This window comes from Bradyrhizobium sp. CSA207, assembly GCF_029051685.1.
Lineage (GTDB): Bacteria > Pseudomonadota > Alphaproteobacteria > Rhizobiales > Xanthobacteraceae > Bradyrhizobium.
The window spans coordinates 18536-39912 of sequence record NZ_JAACFT010000033.1; the positions used below are offsets into that span (position 1 = coordinate 18536).

At 60.7% G+C, this 21377-nt stretch carries 19 protein-coding genes and 1 tRNA gene; 8 read left to right on the top strand and 12 right to left on the bottom strand.

Annotated elements, in window-relative coordinates:
- The first annotated feature begins 153 nt into the window (after positions 1–153).
- Together GWG65_RS30685 and GWG65_RS30690 are read left to right on the top strand one after the other, a co-directional pair.
- The gene (locus GWG65_RS30685) at positions 154–888 is read left to right on the top strand and encodes an outer membrane protein (protein WP_275199216.1); all 735 of its coding nucleotides are present in this window, start codon (positions 154–156) and stop codon (positions 886–888) included.
- A gap of 285 nt (positions 889–1173) precedes the next feature.
- A complete protein-coding gene (locus GWG65_RS30690; RefSeq protein ID WP_275199217.1) occupies positions 1174–1986 on the top strand; it encodes an adenylate/guanylate cyclase domain-containing protein in 813 nt (270 codons plus the stop codon).
- A 177-nt stretch (positions 1987–2163) separates the two neighbouring features.
- Here the strand turns inward: GWG65_RS30690 and GWG65_RS30695 are convergent, their stop codons facing one another.
- Together GWG65_RS30695 and pqqA are read right to left on the bottom strand one after the other, a co-directional pair.
- Positions 2164–2541 (bottom strand): c-type cytochrome, encoded by a 378-nt coding sequence (locus tag GWG65_RS30695; protein ID WP_275199218.1) that lies wholly within the window; start codon positions 2539–2541, stop codon positions 2164–2166.
- A 201-nt stretch (positions 2542–2742) separates the two neighbouring features.
- The gene (pqqA, locus tag GWG65_RS30700) at positions 2743–2826 is read right to left on the bottom strand and encodes a pyrroloquinoline quinone precursor peptide PqqA (protein ID WP_275199286.1); all 84 of its coding nucleotides are present in this window, start codon (positions 2824–2826) and stop codon (positions 2743–2745) included.
- Positions 2827–3331: 505 nt separating this feature from the next.
- On the opposite strand from pqqA, the gene GWG65_RS30705 reads away from it, so the two are divergent.
- From GWG65_RS30705 to GWG65_RS30720, 4 genes are all read left to right on the top strand, one after another.
- A complete protein-coding gene (locus tag GWG65_RS30705; protein WP_342760682.1) occupies positions 3332–4993 on the top strand; it encodes a PQQ-dependent dehydrogenase, methanol/ethanol family in 1662 nt (553 codons plus the stop codon).
- Between the two features lie 39 nt (positions 4994–5032).
- Entirely contained in the window at positions 5033–6229 is a 1197-nt protein-coding gene (locus GWG65_RS30710) for a transporter substrate-binding domain-containing protein (protein ID WP_275199220.1), read from the top strand.
- A gap of 66 nt (positions 6230–6295) precedes the next feature.
- Entirely contained in the window at positions 6296–6976 is a 681-nt protein-coding gene (locus GWG65_RS30715; RefSeq protein ID WP_275199221.1) for a response regulator transcription factor, read from the top strand.
- 176 nt (positions 6977–7152) lie between these two features.
- Positions 7153–7875 (top strand): response regulator transcription factor, encoded by a 723-nt coding sequence (locus GWG65_RS30720; RefSeq protein WP_275199222.1) that lies wholly within the window; start codon positions 7153–7155, stop codon positions 7873–7875.
- 43 nt (positions 7876–7918) lie between these two features.
- Here GWG65_RS30720 and GWG65_RS30725 read toward each other — a convergent pair whose 3' ends face one another.
- The 5 genes from GWG65_RS30725 to GWG65_RS30745 form a co-directional block, all read right to left on the bottom strand.
- Positions 7919–9271 (bottom strand): hybrid sensor histidine kinase/response regulator, encoded by a 1353-nt coding sequence (locus GWG65_RS30725; protein ID WP_275199223.1) that lies wholly within the window; start codon positions 9269–9271, stop codon positions 7919–7921.
- Positions 9268–10437, bottom strand: a complete 1170-nt coding sequence (locus GWG65_RS30730) for an FIST N-terminal domain-containing protein (RefSeq protein WP_275199224.1) — start codon at positions 10435–10437, stop codon at positions 9268–9270. The genes GWG65_RS30725 and GWG65_RS30730 overlap by 4 nt, the downstream gene beginning before the upstream one ends.
- A gap of 219 nt (positions 10438–10656) precedes the next feature.
- Complete coding sequence (locus GWG65_RS30735; RefSeq protein ID WP_275199225.1) at positions 10657–11898, bottom strand: adenylate/guanylate cyclase domain-containing protein; 1242 nt, start codon at positions 11896–11898, stop codon at positions 10657–10659.
- Between the two features lie 263 nt (positions 11899–12161).
- Positions 12162–12515, bottom strand: a complete 354-nt coding sequence (locus GWG65_RS30740; RefSeq protein ID WP_275199226.1) for a hypothetical protein — start codon at positions 12513–12515, stop codon at positions 12162–12164.
- A 394-nt stretch (positions 12516–12909) separates the two neighbouring features.
- Complete coding sequence (locus GWG65_RS30745) at positions 12910–13794, bottom strand: AraC family transcriptional regulator (protein ID WP_275199227.1); 885 nt, start codon at positions 13792–13794, stop codon at positions 12910–12912.
- 358 nt (positions 13795–14152) lie between these two features.
- Here GWG65_RS30745 and GWG65_RS30750 point away from each other — a divergent pair, with 358 nt between their 5' ends.
- On the top strand, positions 14153–15793 hold the full coding sequence (locus tag GWG65_RS30750) for an NAD(P)/FAD-dependent oxidoreductase (RefSeq protein WP_275199228.1): 1641 nt from the start codon (positions 14153–14155) through the stop codon (positions 15791–15793).
- A gap of 55 nt (positions 15794–15848) precedes the next feature.
- Positions 15849–17042 carry a serine hydrolase domain-containing protein gene (locus tag GWG65_RS30755; RefSeq protein ID WP_275199230.1) on the top strand — a complete coding sequence of 398 codons (1194 nt, stop codon included), beginning with the start codon at positions 15849–15851 and terminating at the stop codon, positions 17040–17042.
- Positions 17043–17300: 258 nt separating this feature from the next.
- On the opposite strand, the gene GWG65_RS30760 is transcribed toward GWG65_RS30755, so the two are convergent.
- The 5 genes from GWG65_RS30760 to GWG65_RS30780 form a co-directional block, all read right to left on the bottom strand.
- Positions 17301–17429, bottom strand: coding sequence for a hypothetical protein (locus GWG65_RS30760; protein ID WP_256374932.1), 129 nt, complete (start codon positions 17427–17429; stop codon positions 17301–17303).
- 387 nt (positions 17430–17816) lie between these two features.
- Positions 17817–19025, bottom strand: coding sequence for an oxalate/formate MFS antiporter (oxlT, locus tag GWG65_RS30765; protein ID WP_275199287.1), 1209 nt, complete (start codon positions 19023–19025; stop codon positions 17817–17819).
- A gap of 111 nt (positions 19026–19136) precedes the next feature.
- A complete protein-coding gene (locus tag GWG65_RS30770; protein WP_187435937.1) occupies positions 19137–19286 on the bottom strand; it encodes a hypothetical protein in 150 nt (49 codons plus the stop codon).
- A 636-nt stretch (positions 19287–19922) separates the two neighbouring features.
- Positions 19923–19998, bottom strand: a tRNA-Ile gene (locus GWG65_RS30775).
- A 335-nt stretch (positions 19999–20333) separates the two neighbouring features.
- Positions 20334–21311 (bottom strand): tripartite tricarboxylate transporter substrate binding protein, encoded by a 978-nt coding sequence (locus GWG65_RS30780; RefSeq protein WP_275199232.1) that lies wholly within the window; start codon positions 21309–21311, stop codon positions 20334–20336.
- Positions 21312–21377 lie beyond the last annotated feature (66 nt).

Here is a 21377-nt window from a genome sequence, read left to right on the forward strand (position 1 = left end):
ATGGTTTCAGAAGTATCTGAAGTCGCTTCAAGCCGCGCCGAGTCGCCTGGCGCAGACCTCATGCGGCGAGGCGTGGCTTCTGGACTACAGCCAGATTGCACAGAGCCCATTAAGCCTAAGCTCCGTTTCAACGAGAACTTAGGAAACAAAATCATGAAGAAGCTTTTTGCGACACTGGCCGCGACCACGGCGCTGGTCTCCGCTGCGTCGGCAGCCGACCTTGCGGCGCACTACACCAAGGCACCCGTGGCCGCGCCGATCACCGATTGGACCGGCGTCTATCTCGGCGTTTCGGCTGGCGGCGTCTGGGGCACAAACGAGTGGTCTTCTGACGAGTCCCCTCCTTATCGGCCGGGCTCCTACAATACCTCGGGCTGGACCGCCGGCGGCATCGTCGGTGCCAACATCCAGGTGCGCAACACGGTGCTCGGGGTGGAATTCGACGGTAACTGGGCTGACGTGTCTGGTTCCAAAACCATCGGAACGCCGTTCAACGGGCTTGGCAACAGTATCGCGTCGATCGACAACAGGATCGACTGGACGGCGCATGCGCGCGCTCGCCTGGGATATTCGTTCGGCAACTGGCTGCCGTTCGTCGCCGGTGGTGCCGCGATTGCGGGCGTGCACGACAAGCTGAACTTCATTGCGCCCGTCCTGTTCAATGGCGCGGTCTATCCTGCCTACAGCAACAGCGCCACCCGCGTCGGCTTCACAGTCGGCGGCGGCATCGACTTCAAGGTGACGCCGAACGTGATCGTTCGCGGCGAATATCTCTATGACAATTTCGGCAACACCACTGGCCGTCTCGGGCCACCGACGTTCAACACCGAGGCCTTCACGCTCGACACCCATACGGTCCGCGCGGCACTCATGTACAAGTTCGACTGAACCTTACCAATCGTTCCAGTCAACTCAGCCCGGTCTCGCCAGAGGCCGGGCTCTTTTCATTGCGGGCAGGAGGCAATGACTGGCCCAGGATGCGCGCGATATCAGGGATCGCGATGCGAACAGAGGCGAGAGCCGCCGATCTCCGGTCGGGAGTCCTGTTGCCAACGCAGGATTGTATGACTACGCTTTACCCCGGAGCATGATCCGGAAAAGTGCGCAGCGGTTTTCCGAAAAGATCATGCGCAAACAACACCTAAAGACGTTGCTGCGATCGGCCGCAAATTCATGCCAAAATTCCTTCGCATCGGCATCCATCAGTCGAACGTGTCCGGATACACGTCGAAGGCGTGGTGCGTCAGGCGGGTTGGCTCCGCGGTTTTCCTGAAGTGGGGCGCCGTGGAGGTCCTTGGAGCGGGAGACGGACGCAAGGTCTACTGGACGCGTCTGCCGCAGGAGAAGACTATTCGTTGTGGCACCGCGCAGCGCGCCATGGACTATGCAAAAGCCGCGATCGCGCGGCGGCGAAGCCATCGCTATGAACCGCTGGCGGGACCCATCGCGATGCGGCGGCGGTCCGCCGGCAGTAGCGCCGAGCTCAAACAGGCGCTCGCCACCATCCTGATCGTCGATATCGTCCGCTCTACCGAGAAAGCAGCAAAGCTCGGCGATGCCCGCTGGTCGCAGGTGATGGGTCACTATTACGCCGCCGTCCGCAAGGAGCTGAAGTGTTCGCGCGGCAAGGAAGTCGTGACCACAGGGGACGGCCTGCTCGCGACGTTCAAGGCGCCGGCGGCCGGCATCAGTTGCGCCACCGCGATCCAAAAGGCCGTGCGTACGCTGGGGCTCGAGATCAGGGTCGGGCTGCACGCGGGCGAATACAAGGTGAGTGGCGGCGAGGTGGTCGGTCTCGCCTTCCACATCGGCACGCGCGTCGCCGCCAAAGCGCGTGCCGGCGAAGTCCTGGTCTCGAGCGCAGTCAAGGATTTGCTGGTGTCCAAGTCTGAAATCTCGAAGTCCGAAATCCGCTTCAAGGATCACGGCGTGCACCAGCTCAAGGGCGTGCCGGAGCGATGGCGGCTGTACCGGGTGGAGGGTTGAGGGAGGCGTGCAGGAGGGGATGCCGGCAGCCGGGGCAAGGCGAATTTGGAGTCACCCGGCTCCGACGAAACAAGATCTGACAGGCAATCGATCCTTGGTGGACCCGGCAGGACTCGAACCCGCAAATGGTGATGAGAGACTGCCTGCCGCGGCCGTTCGACAGCGCGTTCACCCGGCCTATTTCAAGGTTTTCAGATAGGCGATGACGTCGGAGCGATCTCTGGACTCCGGCAATCCTTTGAAGAACATTTTCGCGCCGTGAACGTCCCCGCGCGGATCTGCGAGATAAGAATCCAGTGCGGTTGCAGTCCATGTGGACTTGTTCGCTTTCATCGCCTCCGAATAGGTGTAGTCCGGCACTCTGCCCGGCTCACGTCCCACGACGTTCCAAAGGCTCGGTCCGACCTTGTTTATTCCGATTTCCGCGGCGTGGCAGTTTTGGCAGATGTGCTGAAAGATGGCCCTTCCGGAAACCGGATCACCACTGGAATCCGCCGCAAACGCGGCAACAGAGAACGTCACCAGCAAGGCAGAAAGAATTACGCGACCCGTCATGAGAGCATCCCTTTCATCAATTTCGTTGGCCGGTTCGACGCAATCTGGAAGTACCCATCCGGTGGTAGCCCGTCCGCGGAGATCTGGAATGCATAGGTGAGCAGACCGTTCACGCGCGGTTGGATGGGTCTCTGCGCTGGGTCTCTCGATCCGCTGCCACCGTCCAGATGGTCTGTTCTGGAGGGCGGCAGCGAAAGCGAGTCATGCTTTGCGTGACGCGCACGCGTACATGTTGATTTCCATCCCGACGGCGATTTCGACGATCTTCGGAGCGTTCCAGGTCATGTTTCCCTCTTTTCAGCTTGGTGGCACCAGCGCGTGTGTTTTCCGCCACTGCATGCTTCGCGTGGCGGGCGCATTTAAGCACGCGCGTCCACCGGCGGAACTGCGATCAAGGTAGTAGGCCGGAGCGGCGCCTTTGGCGTGCAGCGGAGCCGATCGGTCTGCGGTCAAATCCATCTCGAAGCAGCACGTAGCTCCAGGTCGATTCATTGTTTGTCGAGCGAACGGCATTTGGTCGAGCAGAACTCCTGCCGCGGCGCACAAAGTTCGATTGGCAGAGCGGAATCGTGAGAGCCGTCGCTGTTGGCATGAACTACTACCTTCCGCCTATACGTGCGCGACGACGTTGCTGGCACTTTAGTTTGCGATGGGCGAAACAACGCCGCATCGATATCTCCGCGTCACCCGCCCTGAACTTGCGGACGCGGGTAACAAGAATTCTCGGAGGAAACAGATGGGACTCAGAAGCAGGAGTATCTTTGCCGGCGTTTCGTTCGCCGCCTTTGCGATGGTTGTGGCAAGCAGCGTCCAGGCCAACGATTCGGTTGTGAAGGCTGTATCGGATCCCAACGGCTGGGCAATCGCCGGGCACGACTACGGCAACACGCGCTTTAGCCCGCTCAAGCAAATCACCTCGGAGAACGTTGGCAAGCTTCAATTGGCGTACTCATTGTCGCTGGCTTCGCTTCGTTCCAACGAATCGTCTCCGGTCGTGATCGGGGACACGCTCTACGTCACGACGTCGTGGGGACCGAAATATGTCTACGCCGTCAACGCCGCCACCGGGGCGCAGAAGTGGACGTACCAGCCGGACATACCGGATGACGTGCTGCAGTACGCTTGCTGCGACGTCAACAACCGTGGTGTCGCCTACGCGGATGGCAAGATCTTCATTGGCCGCCTCGATGGCAAGCTCACAGCGCTTGATGCCGCCAGCGGCAAGGAGCTTTGGACTTCGAAGGTCGTCGACTACAAGCAGGGTTCGGTCATCACCTCGCCGCCGCTGGTTGTTCGCGACAAGATCATCACCGGCTTCGGCGGTGGCGAGTATGGCGTCCGCGGCGCACTTCTGGCGTTCGATCTGAATACCGGCAAGCTGCTCTGGCAGACCAATACCGTTCCGGCACCGGGCGAGCCCGGCAGCGAAACGTGGAAGGGCGACACCGGCCTTCATGGTGGCGGCGCTGCGTGGCTGGTCGGCTCCTATGATGCCAAGACCGATACGGTGTACTGGGGGACCAGCAATCCGGGACCGTGGAATACCGGCGTCCGTTCCACTGGGGATGGCAATTTCGGCAAGCTGACCAACCTCTACACCGCATCGACCCTCGCCATCGACCCGAACACCGGCAAGATCAAATGGCACATCCAGGGTACGCCGGCCGATGCCTGGGACTACGACGGCGTCAACGAACTGCTGCTGACCGATCTGAAGATCGGCGGCGCCAATACGCCGGTTCTGATGAAGGCTGATCGTAACGGCTTCTTCTTCGTCGCCAACCGGGAAACCGGCAAAATGATCTCGGCCGAAAAATACGTCTACGCGAACTGGGCGAAGAAATTCGACATCAGCACCATGCGTGCCGAGGAAGATCCCGAGAAGCGTCCGGGTCCCGGCCATCCTGCCAAGGACATCTGCCCGAACCTGATCGGGGGCAAGAACTGGCAGCCGATGTCGTTCAATCCGCAGACAGGCCTCGTCTACATTCCGGCCAACAATGTCTGCATGGATTGGTCGGTGAGCGATGTCAGCTACAAGCGCGGGGTGTTCTATCTCGGCGCCGAATTCCCGACCAAGGAAGGGCCCGGCGGTTTCCTCGGCGAATTGGTCGCCTGGGATCCGATCGCCAACAAGAAGGTCTGGAGCATCAAGGAAGACCTGCCTTTCAATGGCGGCACGCTGAGCACCGGCGGCAACCTCGTGTTCTCCGGCAATCTACACGGCGATTTCCGCGCCATCGATGCGAAGAACGGCAAGGTACTGTGGAGCAAGAACCTTGGAAGCGGAATCGGTGCGGGTCCTGTGAGCTACTCGGTGGGCGGCAAGCAGTATGTCGCCATTGTCGTCGGACGCACGGCCGCCCTTCCAGCCTTCCTCGGTGAGATAGGCAAGAAGATGGTGGCAGCTGCGCCCGAAGGCGGCGCCCTGTTCGTCTTTGCTCTGCAATAAGACTTTGCTCTGCAATAAGACAAATGAGTGGAGGCAGCAGTGATCCGCGCAGTTCCAAACGCAGCTCGTGTTTCAAGGTACGGCTCCCGGTTGGAGAAGGTTGCTCGAGCGCTACTGCTGTCCACAATCATGGCGACGCCGGCTCTTCGAGCCGGCGCCGATGAAATACGGCCGTTGCGCCTCTGCGCGGATCCGACGAACTTGCCGTTCTCGAGCGATGACCCGGCAAGGCCCGGCCTCTATCTTGAGATCGGCCAGTTGGTCGCCCGGAAACTGGAGCGGCCGGTGACCTACAACTGGTACAAGTCCTACTTCGGCAAGCGAACCGTTCGTGAAACGCTGTTGAGCAAACAGTGCGACGCCATGATTGGTTTGCCGCAGGTGGACGATTTCATGGGGCCTGCCGTCATCTTCTCGAAGCCGATCGCGCGGGAAGGTTACGCGCTGGTGAGCGCGAAGGGCGGGACCATCGCGGGCATCGACGATCTGAAGGGATTGCGCGTCGCCGTACAGTATCAGACCGTGCCGCAAAACCTGCTCGCGCTGCGCGACGAGATCGAGAAGGTGACCGTATTGAGTCCCGACGAAGGAATGAAGATGCTCGATCAGGGAAAGGTCGACGTCGCTTTTATCTGGGCTCCGGTGGCCGGTTGGCTCAACACCACCGCCTACGGAGAAAAGTACCAGATCAGAACCACGGCTGGCGAGGGGCTCGTGTGGTCCACCGCGATCGGCTTTGCGAAAGCGTCGACGGGCCTTCGGGATGATGTTAACGTGGTTCTACCGTCCCTGCAGGAGGACATCGACAGGTTGTTCGTGAAATATGGCGTGCCGAGCGACACGCCGGTCAAATTCGGTGAGCTCAGCCATCCGCTTCCCGTCGCTGATGCGGTTCTGAACGAACCTGTGACCGTTGGCCAATCGACCGGCGACAGCAAACCCGCCGAAGCGAAGGTTACCGCTTCCGGGGACATATCGGCCGGCCACGAGCTGTTCAACGGCACGTGCGCGCACTGCCACGGGCCTGACGGCGTGCAGGCCGAGAAACGTATCAACCTGCGCCTGCTGAAGAAGCGATATGGCGAAGACATGGAAGCGACGTACTGGAAGACGGTTCATGACGGACGGCCGTCCAAAGGGATGCCCGCCTGGAGAGAAGTGTTCGGCGACGATGAGCTTCGAAATGTCTTTGTATATCTGCAGACGTTGCAAGAGGCGGCCGACGGTTCGAATTAGGACTGCCGGGCAGGATGCCGCGGGCGCTACAGCCTGGATGCAGCCAATGCTTCGGGTGTGGCTCTCATGATGGGCTTCCTCATCATCGATGATCATCCGTTGTTCGGCGAAGCGCTCGGCAATGCAATCCGGATTTCGCATCCGGACGCCCGAATTTTCGAGGCGGCCTCGATCCGCCAGGCGCTGAGTATCCTGGCGACGGAGCGCAACATCGATCTTGCGCTTCTTGATCTTCTGCTGCCGGATGCCGTGGGATCTTCCGGCTTTCTCAGATTGCGCGGCAGCCATCCGAAGCTGCCGATCCTCATTGTATCCAGTGTTGAAGATAAACCGACGATCCGCGAAGCGCTCGCGATGGGGGCGGTCGGCTATCTCTCCAAATCGACCTCCGTCGGCGAACTGTCGAATGCAATCGCCCGGATTTTGAGCGGCTCAGTGTCCGCACCGAAAGCGTACGCGGCAGCGGGCACGACCGTGCAAACCGAAGCGGCCCTGCGCGAGAAAATCAGGAAGCTGACGCCGCAGCAGGTCCGCGTGCTGCATCTGCTCAGGAACGGCCTCCAGAACCGCGAGATTGCCACGGAGCTCAAGCTGGCGGAGTCTACTGTGAAGGCGCACGTGACCGAGATTCTACGCAAGCTCGGGCTCTTCAGCCGTAACAAGGCGATTATTGAAATCGGAAAGATTGCCTGGCCGTCGCCGGCTCCCTGTCAAAGCGCGAGGGGCGAGCGGGAAAGGCCCTCTTGACCGAGGTAGCTGGAATTCGTTGGGGGCTTTTGGCGGGCTTGGCGGAGCGGCAGGCTCCGCCGGCGGGCTGATCGCTCCGCTATAGGCTTCGTTCCGTCCTTGCGATAATGTGCCGATCGTCACGAACGAATTCCGCCGTCCTGAGGGCCGGCTGAACGACGCGATCGGCCGCCAGCATGCCGACGCCAGGCGAGGCAAATGCAGTGAGGTTGCTTGTCGTCGAGGATCACCCGCTGTTTTGCGACGCCCTGCTCGGCGTCATAGCCGCCGCCTTTCCGACCGCCGAGGTGTTTCGGGCAATGTCGATCGACGGCGCACTTGAGATCCTTGCCTCCAAGCGCTCCATCGATATCATTTTGCTCGATTTGTCGATGCCCGGCACGACCAGCCTGCTGGGTGCGTTCCGCGTTCGTGCCGCAGCTCCGAAAAGTGCGCTGGTCATTGTTTCGGCGCACGACAGCGCCCGGATCGTGGGATACGCGCTTGCGCTCGGCATTTCCGGCTATGTCCCGAAATCGACCCCGAAGACCGAGCTGGCTCATTCGATCCGCTCAATTTTGGAGGGGGAGGTCTATGTTCCGAAGCGCCTCCATGGGCGCGCGGCAGCCAAGCGTGCCGGCGCCGAGATCCAGCCCCTGCTGCGCCAGCTGTCGTTTCTCACCTCCCAGCAGCTTCGTGTTCTCGACATGATTTGTCGAGGTTTCCAGAACAAGCAGATCGCTTACGAGCTGGGTATCTCCGTCACAACGGTCAAAGTTCACGTCACCGACGTGTTGCGAAAGCTGGGCGTTCGAAGCCGCACCAATGCAATCATCGAACTCTCCAGACTGGATCTGGCGCGATCAGAACGTAGCGCGCCGACGACCACTCGCGACTCCGGAACTGCGACGCAATCTTGACCGGTGCGGCCGCTCAGTAGGCTCGCATCTGCCTGCAGGCCGTTCACGTCAACAGAAAGGAGAGCAGGGACCGCATCTCGGCTGGCTTGACGGGCTTTTTCAGCAGCTCATGCCCGAAGGATGCGGCGTCCGAGGCAGCCTTGGCGGAATAGTCGGCCGTCACGATGATCGCCGGAACGTTGGTCTTGATCGCGTTGCGTATCTCCTCGACCGCTTCGATGCCGGTTTCGCCGGCGTCGAGGTGAAGGTCCGCGATGATGACGTAGGGAATTTCGTCAAGCGCCCTGATGCTGTCGAGTGCGTCAGCGGCCGACGTCGCAATGGCTACGTCGCACCCCCACTTTTCCAGCAGGCTGGCCAGCCCCTCGGCGTTGGACAAATCGTTTTCGATCAGGAGGATCCTCGCATCCTCCATGCCCCCGAAGGCGGACTCGGAAACGACAGGTTCCCGGCTCGAAGCGGCTTCCTCGGGTGCGGAGGTACGAGGCACCGTGACGCCGAACATCGAGCCTCGCCCCGGGCGCGACTTCAGATGGATCTCATGATTGAGTGCGGTCGCGAATCGCCGAACGATCGACAGGCCGAGGCCGATGCCCGCATCGGCGCCGATACTGGTTTCCCCGCGCTGAAATTCCGTGAAGATGGCTTCGCGCTGGGCCTCGGGAATGCCAGGACCCGTGTCGTGCACCTCTATGCTGAGATCGGCGCCCTTGAGTCTGCACCCCACGAGCACGCGTCCGCGCTGCGTGTATCGCAAGGCGTTGGCCAGAAGATTCTGCAGAATTCGCCTCAACATCATCGGATCTGACAGCACGGTCTCGGCGCAGGGTTCGATCCTCAGAACAAGCTGACGCTTTGCCGCGACGGGGGCGAACTCCTGCTGCAGCGGTTCGAACAGCGTCGAGATCGAAACCGGACAAATTTCCGGCTTGAGAACACCGGCGTCGAGTTTGGAAATATCCAGAAGCGTCCGGAGCAGATCTTCCAGTGTCGCAAGCGAACGGTCGATCTGCTCGGTGAGCAGGAGCCCCTTCGGTGAAGCGATCATTTCGTCAAGCGCGGACAGCGTCAGCCGCGCGGCATTCAGCGGTTGCAGGAGATCATGGGTCACGGAGATGAGGACCGACGATTTCAGCGAGCTGGCTGCTTCCGCCTGCTGCTTGGCCTGCGAGAGAAAGCCGTTGGTCTTTTCCAGCGATAGCAGGGCCTGTTTGAGCTGCTGCGTTCTGCTGCGAACCTGCTGGTCGAGGGAGATTGCCGTTTCGAACAGCGAAAATGCGTTGAGTTGCTGATCCGTGGAACGTTCCACGCGCGACATCAGAGCCGCGTTGATTTTTTGGAGCTTGGCTATCTCGCGTTCGAGCGATGCCGTCCGGTTCGGCTCCTCGGCGCTCACGGTGCGATCCTTCGCCTTCCGATCGCAACGCCCGTCAGCGTCTGATTGACGTGCATGGACCGGTATTGCTCACCATACGTCTGGAACCCGACGAGGTTGTGTCGGCGATACAGCTCGGACATTTCCCGCGACAACTGGTGTTGTTCGACGGCGAGCCGGCGCAGGACACATTCGAAGCCAATGAAGATGGAGACGTCGCCCAGATCGTCGGTCAGCTCCTTGAAAAGGTCGTGGGTCGCGTCGATTGGATCTCGGACCTGCGCGACGGTGAGGACCATTCCTTCGTCGATGGCGCAAAAGAATCGAAGCGCGCCGTCGCCATCCATGCGCTGGATCGAGCGGGCATAGTAGGAGCCGCCAACCCGCACCAGAACCGGGTGCGCGGCAAAGGACAGCGCATCAAGCTTGGTATCGCCAATCCCGACGGCGCGGGAATATTCTATCGCCGCCGGCTCGGCGTTGATTTCCCTGACGATCCGGCGCTCGATATCCGCTTCCGTGACCACCATCTTGGCGGATGTCGGTTCGAAATGGTCGCATTTGAAAAGCCGGAACGGCAGGCGCGTCTTGATCAGTATCAGGATGGCCGCGTCGGAATGGGCGCGTCCGTCGTAGAAGATCCATGATTTGTCAAATCGCAATCCGTCGCCGGCCGATCCGCCCACCACCGGAATGTCTTCCAGCGAGGTATAGATCGCTGACATGAGCGCCTCTTCGCGCTGGCACATGCCGTCGATGAACACGAACCCGAACGCTTCCTCGCCGCAGTCCCGCTGTTCGGTGCAGCGGGTGAAGTCCTGATGCAGCTCGCTGCAGATCGACCGCCCATGATCAACTCGAAAGGTCGACAAATCGGCAAAGGGCCGGGCCGCGATGGTGAAGTCCTCTGCGCAAAAGCCCATCGCGACGACGCTGTCCTCGTCCCAGCCACCGGGTGCAAGTTCACCCGCGGTGGTGCAGCCGAAAATCGGCGTGCCGGGAACTCGGCACGTCAGTTCTTCGATGAATATTGCAGGATCATAAAAGGGGGAAACGAACACGATGATCATCGCAAGATCCAGAAACGCAAGCTGCCGGGCAATGTCCTCGGCTGCTTCGCGCGGACCCACGGCCTTCGCTTGCGCGACGACAATGCTGTCGCCGACGCTGTTTTGCGTGCCTCCCAAAGGCTATTCCCCCTTCGCACGGGATTTTGCTTGTCTTTTAACGGTAGTAGTTTTTCTCCCCCCGATCTTGATCTAACGCAAGGTCCTTTTTCGCGGCGAAGGAGGCTGATTGTCCGAGCTTCTGTGTTTGAGACTTCCGCTTCCGGCCCGAAGCAAATTGAGCGAATGCACCAACCGCGCACGCGCCCCATTTGCTCACGCATTTCGGTGCGCGAGTTCTCACGTGGTCGCAGCCGACCGCGAACCACCAAGACGATTGTACTCCGCGAGAAATCTGTCGTTTGGCAAATTGCCGTCCTCACTGCGCGAATATTCCGCTTTCAACCCGTTGAGAAAGAACATTTCGTGCACGCGCTCGTGCTTGGCCTCGATGGGACCGCGCGGCTCAAGCTCGAACAGTCCCTGGACGTGTCCGGCCACGGATTCCGAGACGTTGATCCGCCCCGCTATTCCAAGCGCCTCCATGAACCATGCAGTGTTGACCGCATCGCCCCAAATATCGAAAGTCAGCCTGTGGTTGCCCACGACACCGGAAATCACCGGTCCGGTATGGATGCCGATGCGCAATTGCAAGGCGTATTCCCTCTCGTATCGTGCCTTGAACTGATCGACTTTGGTCTGCATCTCCAGCGCGGCCAGACAGGCATCGATCGAGTGCCGCCGGTCGGGCGAAAGCACGCCGGCAACCGCCATATAGGCGTCACCGATGGTCTTGACCTTCTCCAGGCCATGGCGCGCGCCGATTTCGTCAAAGGCCGTAAAATACTCATCGAGGAGATTGATGAGCCTCACCGGCTCGGTCCGTTCGGCCAGCAGCGTAAACCCCTGGATATCTGCAAACAGGATAGTTGCTGACCGGGTGTATTTGGGCCGAACCCTGCCGCTCCGCTTCAGTTCGTCCGCGATCGGCGCGGGCAAGACATTGCGGAGCAGCTCTTCGGTACGCGCTTTCTCGGCAGCAGCCTTGAGATCCAGTTCACTGATGGTCTGCTCGTACGCGATCAGCTTCCTGCGGAGCTCCAATTGCGCCAGCACCTGATGCGACAGCCTTCGCAGCGATTCAGTCTGCTCGAAGGAAAGCTGGCGCGGTTCGAAATCCATCACGCAGAGCGTTCCGAGCGCATAGCCATCGTCCGTAATGAGCGGCATGCCGCAATAGAAGCGGCACGGCGGCTCCAGCGCGACCATCGGGCTGTTCTCAAACCGCGGGTCCCGCTTCAGATCGGGAACGACGAATAGGTCGGTACCGCAAATCGTCGTCGTGCAGACAGCATTGCCGCGCGGCGCGTCGGCCATCGCGGCTGGAAGTCCATATCTCGCCTTGAGCCAGCGCCGGTCATCATCGATGAAGCTGATATAGGCGACCGGGCAGCCACAGATTTGCGCCGCAAGCTCGGCAATTTCGTCGTAAACAGTTTCAGGCGCGCTATCGATGATGTTTAGCGCGCGCAGGGCAGCCAACCGATCAGTTTCGTTTGCGGGCGTCGGGAACGGCACAGCTGGTCTCCGCGACGGAAAACCTGGCCGGAAGCCTCCTCTGCAGGGAAACCGGACCCTGCCGCTCTCAGGCGGCCAGGCGGCGCTACTAGCGTCATTATTTGGGGAAGGGCCGCGCGTGCGACAAGTGGCGCTCTACCAACCTACGGGCACTGCGCGGTTTCCGGCAACCGTGAGTTCCGCCAGCGCGGCTCGAGCGCGCCATTCTGCGGCCTTCCGAAGGAAATCTACCTTAGTTTCGGCGGAAGCGGCTGCGGATTGAGCATGACGTGAGAAGCCTTTGAATTGATCGACGTCTCCACGCTCTGCCTTGGCGGCAGCGGGTGCGGATTGGGTGTGATGTTGGATCCGCGAGATGCAGTCCAGCCTCCCCTGGATTGTTTCCCGGAGACGATGATGATCGATTTTTCAGCGCCAGGCTGGCCGTTCCTCACGCTGGAGGCGTCCGCGACCATTATCGCCGAACCGTGCCCGGTTCTGGATATGTCGAATGCTTGCTGATCGTGCCCCGCGTCGGCAGCAAGGGCCACATTGCTCACGAGAACGGCTGACGACAGGATGGATACGAAAGAGAGGGACATGATCGGAATCCTGGGTTGTTGACGGGCACAGGATACGACGTTCGAACATTCGCGAATGCGATCTTGGTCACATTGGCGAGAGACATCCGTGGCGCGATCCGGCCCTTCGCGGCGCCTTCCGAATCTCACAAATGCAGGTTGTTCCGGCCCGGTACGCCTAGTCGGCAGGGGTCGATCAGCCGCGCGTCTTGCGTATGTAAATGGCTTGGCCAAGGAGCATGAGTGGAGTGCTCAGGAACATGAACACGATGCCCAGCATGATCAATTGGTTGCGGAATACCGAGCTTGCAGATTCTGCGACCAGGAAGACAGAGGTACAAATGAGACCTCCAGCGATGACTGAATAGAGCACGCTGAGGACCGCCGCTATAACAAGGACCGGCTCAGGTCTGCCTCATGTCGATTGCTTGCGATATTCGGCAGGCGTGAGGTTCATGTGTCGGCGAAAGACCCGGTTGAGGTGGCTCTGATCCGAAAACCCGCTGAGCAGCGCGATCTCCTTCAGCGCCAGGCGGTCCTTGCGCAGATGCTGGCAGGCGCGTTCCACCTTGCGGCTCAGCACATAGGCATGGGGCCGCATTCCATAGTGCACATGGAATTTGCGGGCGAACTGCACCGGCGTGCAGTTGCAGATGTTGGCCAATTCCTCGAGCGTGATGTTCCTGGAGATGCTCTGTTCGATATAGTCTTCGATCAGCCGCGCATGGGCAGGCCTGAAGCGTCCCTGCGAGCAGGGCATCTTGAATTGCACCGAGGCATATCTTCGCAGGATGTGCACGCTGGCCTGAAGCGCCAGCGCATCGTAGCAGAGGCGGCCGCCCGGTCCTCCCGCAGTAACCTCTTGCACCATCTGGTCGCCGATCCAGGTCAGGACGGGATCTTCGATCTTTAGCAGGTCGTGCAGTTCGACCGCTTCCGCGTCGCGATCGAAGGCCTCGCCCGCGGTCTTTGTCATCAGGGTCGGTGAAATGTAGAAATGACTGACTTCGAGATCGTGGCTCCATCGCCAGTTCGAAGCTTCCGCGCGCGTGAGCAGCGTCGTGACACCTCGGCCGACGTGATCTTGCTTCCACGCGCCGGTGACGCGGCGGTTCATCGCCGTGACGCCTTCGCGGTAGATGACGATCAGAAAGTTCTCGGACGGCGGGACCCAGATGTCGGATGGCGCATAGCGGAACACCCGCAGCCGAAAGTCGGCCTTTCCCACCGCAGAACTGTCCAACATCAATTTGCCAGGCGCGTAGCGTGGCAGCTCCTCGACCGTAATGAACTGGCCCATCGCGCGAGCCTCCCTCCTCTGCGGCGCGGTTGACCGCTTCTTCTTCTCATGCCGAACAGCTGCGAGGCAGCATAAGCTGCTTTTGCCTTTTGCCAAGCAAACTGCGTCCAGATCCGCCCCTTGGGTCCGCGGCACCGGCGGCCTCGTTCAAAGGATTGTCGGTTTTGTTCAAGCCTCAGGCGCAGACAACCTCGTAGCTTGCCGCAGTCCAGGCCGCGCGGAACGAACGGCACAAGCGCCGCAAGCAGAACAAGCCCATCCGGTCGAGCCGTCGGGATCAACAATGACGCGATGCACCATCATCCGGTCACAGCACGGATGGGGAAGACCACGCGCTCTTACACCCTAGGAGGGGAAAATGGCAGAACCCGTGACCAAGTCCAACGGAAGCAACGGCGCGCATGTGACGGCGAAATTCGATGCCGTGGTCGTTGGCGCCGGCGTCGCCGGACTCTATCAGCTCTATCGCCTGCGCGAACAGGGATTGAACGTCAGGGTGATCGATGCGGGGTCGGGCGTCGGCGGCACCTGGTACTGGAATCGCTATCCTGGCGCGCGCTTCGACTCCGAAGCCTATATCTACCAGTACCTGTTCTCCGAAGAGCTCTACAAGGGATGGAGCTGGAGCGAGAAATTCCCGGGCCAACCCGAGATCGAACGCTGGCTGAACTACGTCGCCGACCGTCTCGATCTGCGCAAGGACATCCAGTTCGGTACGACGGTCAAGAGCGCTCATTTCAACGAAGCGACCCAGCGCTGGCTGGTCACGACCGACAAGGGGGACCTGATCGACACCCAGTTTCTGATCACCTGTTGCGGCATGCTCTCGGCCCCGCACGTGTCCTTTCCGGGACAGGAGACGTTCAAGGGACAGTTGTTCCATACTGCGCGCTGGCCGAAGCAGCCGGTCGATCTCGCCGGCAAACGCGTCGGCGTCATTGGTAACGGTGCGACCGGAATCCAGGTCATCCAGACGATCGCCGGCGAGGTCGGTCACCTCAAGGTCTTCATTCGTACGCCGCAATACATTATCCCGATGAAGAATCCCAAATACGGCGCGGCGGATGTCGAGGCCTACAAATCGAAATTCAAGTCGTTCACGGAGCGCCTCCCGCACACCTTCACCGGATTCGAGTATGACTTCGAGCGCGCCTGGGCCGAACTGTCGCCAGAGCGCCGCCGCGAGGTGATCGAGGATTGCTGGAATGACGGCTCCCTGAAGCTGTGGATATCCTCGTTCGGCGAGCTGTTCTTCGACGCGGAGGTCAACGCCGAGATCTCCGAATTCGTGCGCGAGAAGATGCGCGAGCGGCTCAAGGATCCAAAGCTGTGCGACGCCTTGATCCCGGCCGATTACGGCTTCGGGACGCACCGGGTGCCGCTAGAGCAGAAATTTCTCGAGGCCTTCCACCGCCCGAATGTCGAGATCGTCAGCGTCAAGCAAAATCCGATCGAACGGGTGACGCCCACGGGTATCCAGACCGCCGACGGCACCATCCACGAGCTGGACGTCATCATTCTGGCCACCGGCTTCGACGCCGGAACCGGGGCCCTGACGCGCATCGATATCAGAGGTCGCGGCGGACGGTCGCTGAAGGAGGATTGGAGCCGGGACATCCGCACCACAATGGGCCTTCAGGTTCACGGCTATCCGAATCTCTTCACGACCGCCGTGCCGCTCGCGCCTTCAGCGGCGCTCTGCAACATGACCACGTGCCTGCAACAGCAGGTCGAATGGATCGATGATTGCATCAGACATATGCGCGGCAAGGATCTGAAGGTCGTCGAGCCGACGAAGGATGCGGAAGACGGATGGGTGGCGCATCACGATGAGATCGCCAACGCGACGCTGATCGCGAAGACTAATTCCTGGTACCTGGGCTCGAACGTCGAAGGCAAGCCGCGGCGCGTTCTTTCCTACTGCGGTGGCGTCGGCGCCTATCGCCAGAAATGCGACGAGGTCGCCGCGAACGGCTATCAGGGTTTCGCCATGCATTGAGCGGCGCGAAGCGCCGTGTCGACCAACTCAATCCAATTCAGGCTGGAGCACAATCATGATCATGAATTTTGGTGCGGTGGCAGACACCGTTCTCGACGATGTCGTTACATCGATGCCGCGCGTACCCGGCATCGTCGCGATGGTGACGAACCGCCATCGTAACATCTACGAAGGCGCAGCCGGCAAGCGCCGTCTCGACCAGGCGGCCGACATGACGACCGACAGCATCTTCGCGATCTTCTCCACGACCAAGGCGATCACCGCCACGGCCGTCCTGCAGCTTGTCGAGGAAGGCAAGCTCGATCTCGAGGCGCCGGCCAAGCGATACGCGCCCGATATCGGCAAGCTCCAGGTGATCGAGGGGTTCGATGGCAAGGGCGAGCCGATCCTGCGCGCTCCGAAGCGCGACATCACCACGCGCATGCTGATGACGCACACCGCAGGCCTGAGCTATGATTTCATCAATCACACTTATAATCGGCTGGCAGAGGAAAAGGGTCAGCCGAGCGTGATCACGGCGACCAAGGCCTGCCTGATGACTCCGCTGCTGTTCGATCCGGGCGAGCGGTGGGATTATGGCACCAATCTCGATTGGTGCGGCCAGATCGTCGAGGCCATCACCGGCCGACGGCTTGGTGACGTCTTCAAGACGCGCATCTTTGAACCGCTCGGCATCAAGGACATGACGTTCGAGTTGACCGATGCGATGCGCGGGCGGCTGGCCGGGATCCATGCGAGAGGTGCCGACGGCTCGCTCACGCCGATGGATTTCGAACTGCCGGCCAAGCCCGAAGTGCACATGGGCGGCCATGGCCTTTACGGCACGGTCGGCGACTACATGCGCTTTATCCGGATGTGGTTGAACGACGGCGCGGGCGAGCACGGCCGCGTGCTGAAGGCCGAGACCGTGCGCATGGCCGAAAAGAACCATCTGGGCGACAAGAAGGTGACGCCGATTACCGGTGTCATTCCGTCGCTGTGCAACGACGCGGAGTTCTTCCCGGGCCAGTCAAAATCCTGGGCGCTGAGCTTCATGATCAATGATGAGCAAGCCCCCACGGGGCGTCCCGCCGGTGCTCTGGGCTGGGCCGGCCTTGCCAATCTGTTCTACTGGATCGATCAGCAGAACGGGGTCGGTGGGTTCTGGGCCACCCAGATTCTTCCTTTCGGGGACCCAACGTCGTTTATCGGCTACATGAATTTCGAAACGGCATTCTACCAGAGCCTGAAGCAGCGAATGGCGAGCTAGGGTTTGATGGACCGATGCGAAACTCTGGGAATTACGTGACAGTGCACTTAACTCTGAGCGTTCGAACTCGCAAAAGCGGCCGGCGCCCATAATCCCTTGCCTTTTTGCGGCACCGGCTTGCCGAGCCGCAGCTCGCGAAGCGAGCGAAGGCTGGTAGGCCCGGCAGGACTCGAACCTGCAGCCAGACCGTTATGAGCGGGAAGGAAAGTTTGCGCAGTTAGCGGCCTTTACCTTGGTATTGGGGTCATCAACTCGACATCACCGCACCCCCGTGCCTTTGCAGCGCTGGCACTTCACCACCTTGTCGCCCTTCTTGAGCAAACCTTTGCCTTCACAATTTTTGCATTTCTGTTTCTTCTTTATGTTCGGGCCTTTTTCACTGACCATGAAAGTCTCCTGCCGCTGGAGAGCGGTTAACTGGCGCTTTGTATAGGCGGAGTGGGGCGAGGGCGGTAGTCGATAATCCAGACAGTTTCAGTGACAGCGCACTAATTCATAGGTCTTCGAATCCGCGAAAGCGGCTGGTATCATTGAATGCACTGTCACCGTAATCCCTAGCCGACTTTGGCAAGCCGGTCGCCCCGCAGATTTATAGTTTCACGGCCTAGATTGCTCGAATGCTGCGAGTGCGGGTATTACGGTGACAGTGCACTTAATTGCCGAGCCTTCGACCGAAAGCGACGATGGTCATTGAGTGCACTGTCACCGTAATCCTAGCATCTGGATTGCCACCTCGCCGCAGACGATGCCGGAGGGAGCGATCCGATCCTAGCGTCAAGCATTCGCGAGGTGGCGCCGCAGCACCGGCTTGAGCAGCACCATCGCGCACAATGCTGCCAGAATGTCCATCGCAGATACCGTGTAAAGAACGGTGGACCAGGTGCCGGTCGCTTCCGTGATGAGATTGCCGATCGGGACGAGCAGAGCGGCGACGCCTTTCGAGCAATACAGCACGCCGTAGATGCTTCCGATATTCTTCGTCCCGAAGGCATCTCCCGATGTAGCGCTGAACAGGCTATAGACCTCACCCCAGGCCAGGAAGACGACGCCGCTCAGGAAAACGAAAGCCCATGGATTGCCGCCGAACGTGGCGAGCGCGGTAATGCCGAGCCCTTCCAATGAGAAGGCAACGAACATCGTGTTCTCGCGCCCGATATAATCGGAGATGACACCGAACAGCGGCCGCGAAATCCCGTTCATGATGCGATCAAGCAGGAGCGCGAAGGGCAGCGCGGCGAGGGCGAAGAAGTACAGATCGACCCTGAGATCCTTCACGCCAAGATCCTGCGACATCGGCCCGAGCTGCGCGACTGCCATGAGGCCGCCGGTCACCGTCATCGTGAACATCACGAACAAGACATAGAAGACAGGCGTCTTGGCGGCTTCGAGCAACGTGTAATCGCGTCGGCTTTGCGGAACGGTCGTCGAGGGTCGCGTTTCACCCGCTTGCGGAGCCCGCAGCGCCAGCGAGGCGAGCATGATAATGATACCCTGGATCAGGCCGTACCAGAAGAAGGCGGCCTGGAATCCACCATTGGCGATCATGTTGGCGATCGGAATGATGGTGAGAGCGGATCCCGCACCGTAGGCTCCCGCAGTGAACCCAACCGCAAGCCCGCGGCGATCCGGAAACCATTTGATCGCGTTGTTGACGCAGGTCGCGTACACGCAGCCCACGCCAATGCCCCCGATTGCGGCGGCGATGTAGTAGTCCGTGAGCGAGGCGGCGTAAGAATCGATGATCCAAGCGAGCCCCGTGAAGAAGCCGCCGATGAGCACGATGATGCGCGGGCCGAAGCGGTCGATCAGATAGCCCTCGAATGGCGTAAGCCAGGTTTGCACGAGCACGAAGATCGTGAACGCGACCTGGATCCCGGCGCGCTGCCAACCGAACGTTTTCTGGATTTCCGGCACGAACAGCGTCCAGGCATATTGGATGTTCGCGGCGGCGACCATGCAGATGACGCCGAGAATGAGCTGCATCCAGCGGTAGCCCGCTTGGGCTTGCGCGCCAGGATGCGCCGTCGAGATCGTTGCTGATGACGTCATGATACCTCCGATGCTGGCACCGCGGCGGCCATCGAACCTCCTCCGTCAATGTCCCGTCACTTCCAGCTGCGCAATTGCCCAGCTCATGGCCTCCGCCGGCATCATGGGTATGACCGCCAGCGAAAGCACCAAGCCAAGGGCAGAGAAAAGGGAGACCGCTGTCAGATCGTCGTGCCCCTCATAAATCGTGTACATGGGTGCCTCCGATGCTTGGGTTGCACCGCCATCGGTAGCCCAGCGTCTGATATGAAACACTCGGAGCGGCGCTGGACCTATTCCCTCCCCGGGAGCGTCGGCGCATCGTTCCGATGTTTATCCAGCCGCCTTTGCGCCGTCTGCCGACGACGTCGAACGACAGGAGTGCGCTCGGCAGGAGCGTGTCAAATCGCGACAGAGGCGGGCGACCGACGACGAGCGGCAAAGCCGCACGGAAACGATCAATCGGTCCGACCCGTCTCACGGATGTCGTTCCACGTGACAGCGCTTGCTTTTGCAGGCGCTTGGGCGGGATACCGGGCAGTTCGAGATTATAACCGCAATCGAAGCGCGCGTCCGTGCGCTCTCATGCCGCACTCCCGGCACAGAACAATCCTTGGTCGCCGCCGAGCTCGTGGCGCTCGACCGGACGCCGATGCGAATTGGGGGCAGGCCGTTTCACGCGACAAGGCCACCGATTCTACGATGGAATGGTAGAGACCATAGTCAGATCGAACCAGGAGCGTTACCTTGCCGGGCACTGAACTACGACAATCAGTGACGAAGCAGAGCATTTCTGGTGCGGTAGCTCAGCGGGGCAATGAAATAACACCGACTAAGCCATCGTCGATTTGCTGGTGGGCCCGGCAGGACTCGAACCTGCAACCAGACCGTTATGAGCGGCCGGCTCTAACCATTGAGCTACAGGCCCCGCCGCGAGACGGCCGCGGATGTGCGGCCGGCAACGGTGCGCGGTTCGTTTACAAGGCCGGAGGCGAGGGCGCAATGCCGGCCCCGAGGCGGGAACGCCCGCCTCGCGCAGTCCAAGCGCTGCGCGTCGGTCGATTACTGGATGGATGATGATAGCATTATGCCGGTGTTTTGCCCGACGGGTCAAATGCCCCTGAGGGGCTTGTTTTTCGCTTCTGTAACCCGCTGTGATCGCGCGCCTTTTCTACTGTGCATGGGGTTGTTTTCGCGCTTTTGATTCGAGGGGGCCACCGGCCCCCCGATGTGCCGCCGGCAGAGCCCCGCGGCGGGCTGGCGCTAGTCGACCGACACCCCTGCGAACTCCACCACCTTGCGCCACTTCTCGGTCTCGTCGGTGACCAGCTTGCCGAACTCGGCCGGCGTCATCGGCTTCGGGATGCCGCCGGTCTCGGCGAGGCGTGCCACCAGCTTCGGGTCCTTCAGCGCCTCGTTGACGGCCTTGTTGAGGATCTCGACCACTTCGGGCGGCGTGCCCTTCGGCGCGGAGATGCCGTAGAAGCCGACCGATTCGAATCCCGGCACGGTCTCGGCGATCGCGGGCACGTCGGGGACGATCGGCCAGCGCTGCGGCGAGGTGACGCCGAGCGCCCGGACAGTGCCGCCTTTCGCCTGCTCCAGCGCGGAAGGAAGGTTGTCGAAGATCAGCTGCACCTTGTTGGAGATGATGTCGGGGAAGGCGATCGCCGAGCCGCGATAGGGCACGTGCACCATGTCGCACTTGGTCATCACCTTGAACAGCTCCGCCGACATGTGCACCGAAGTGCCGTTGCCGGATGAGGCAAAGGAGATCTTGCCGGGATTGGCCTTGCAGTAGTCGATGAACTCCTGGACCGTCTTGGCCGGAAACACGTTGGAGACGACCAGCATGTTGGTGAGCTGCATGATGCTGGCGACAGGGACGGTGTCGCGCAAAAAGTCGAACGGCAGCTTCTTGTAGAGCGAGGTCGAGATCGCGTTGTTGGGCGCGACGAACAGCAGCGTGTAGCCGTCCGGCGGCGAGCTGATCGCCGCCGCGGCCGCGATGTTGCCGCCGGAGCCGGTGCGGTTCTCGACGATGAATTGCTGGCCGAGACGTTCCGACAGCCACTGCGCCATGATGCGCGACACGATGTCGACCGGGCCGCCGGCGGAAAAGCCGATCAGCCAGTGCACGGGGCGGCTCGGGTAGTCGGCGGCGGAGGCGGCAGGCGCCGCGCCGAACAAGCCTGACATCAACGCAAGCCCAACAACGGCGCACCGCAAAATTCGCAACATGACGTCTCCCATTGCTTTATTGTCGTTGGGCCGCATGCTTTCATAAAAACCGCCCGCTGCCTACAT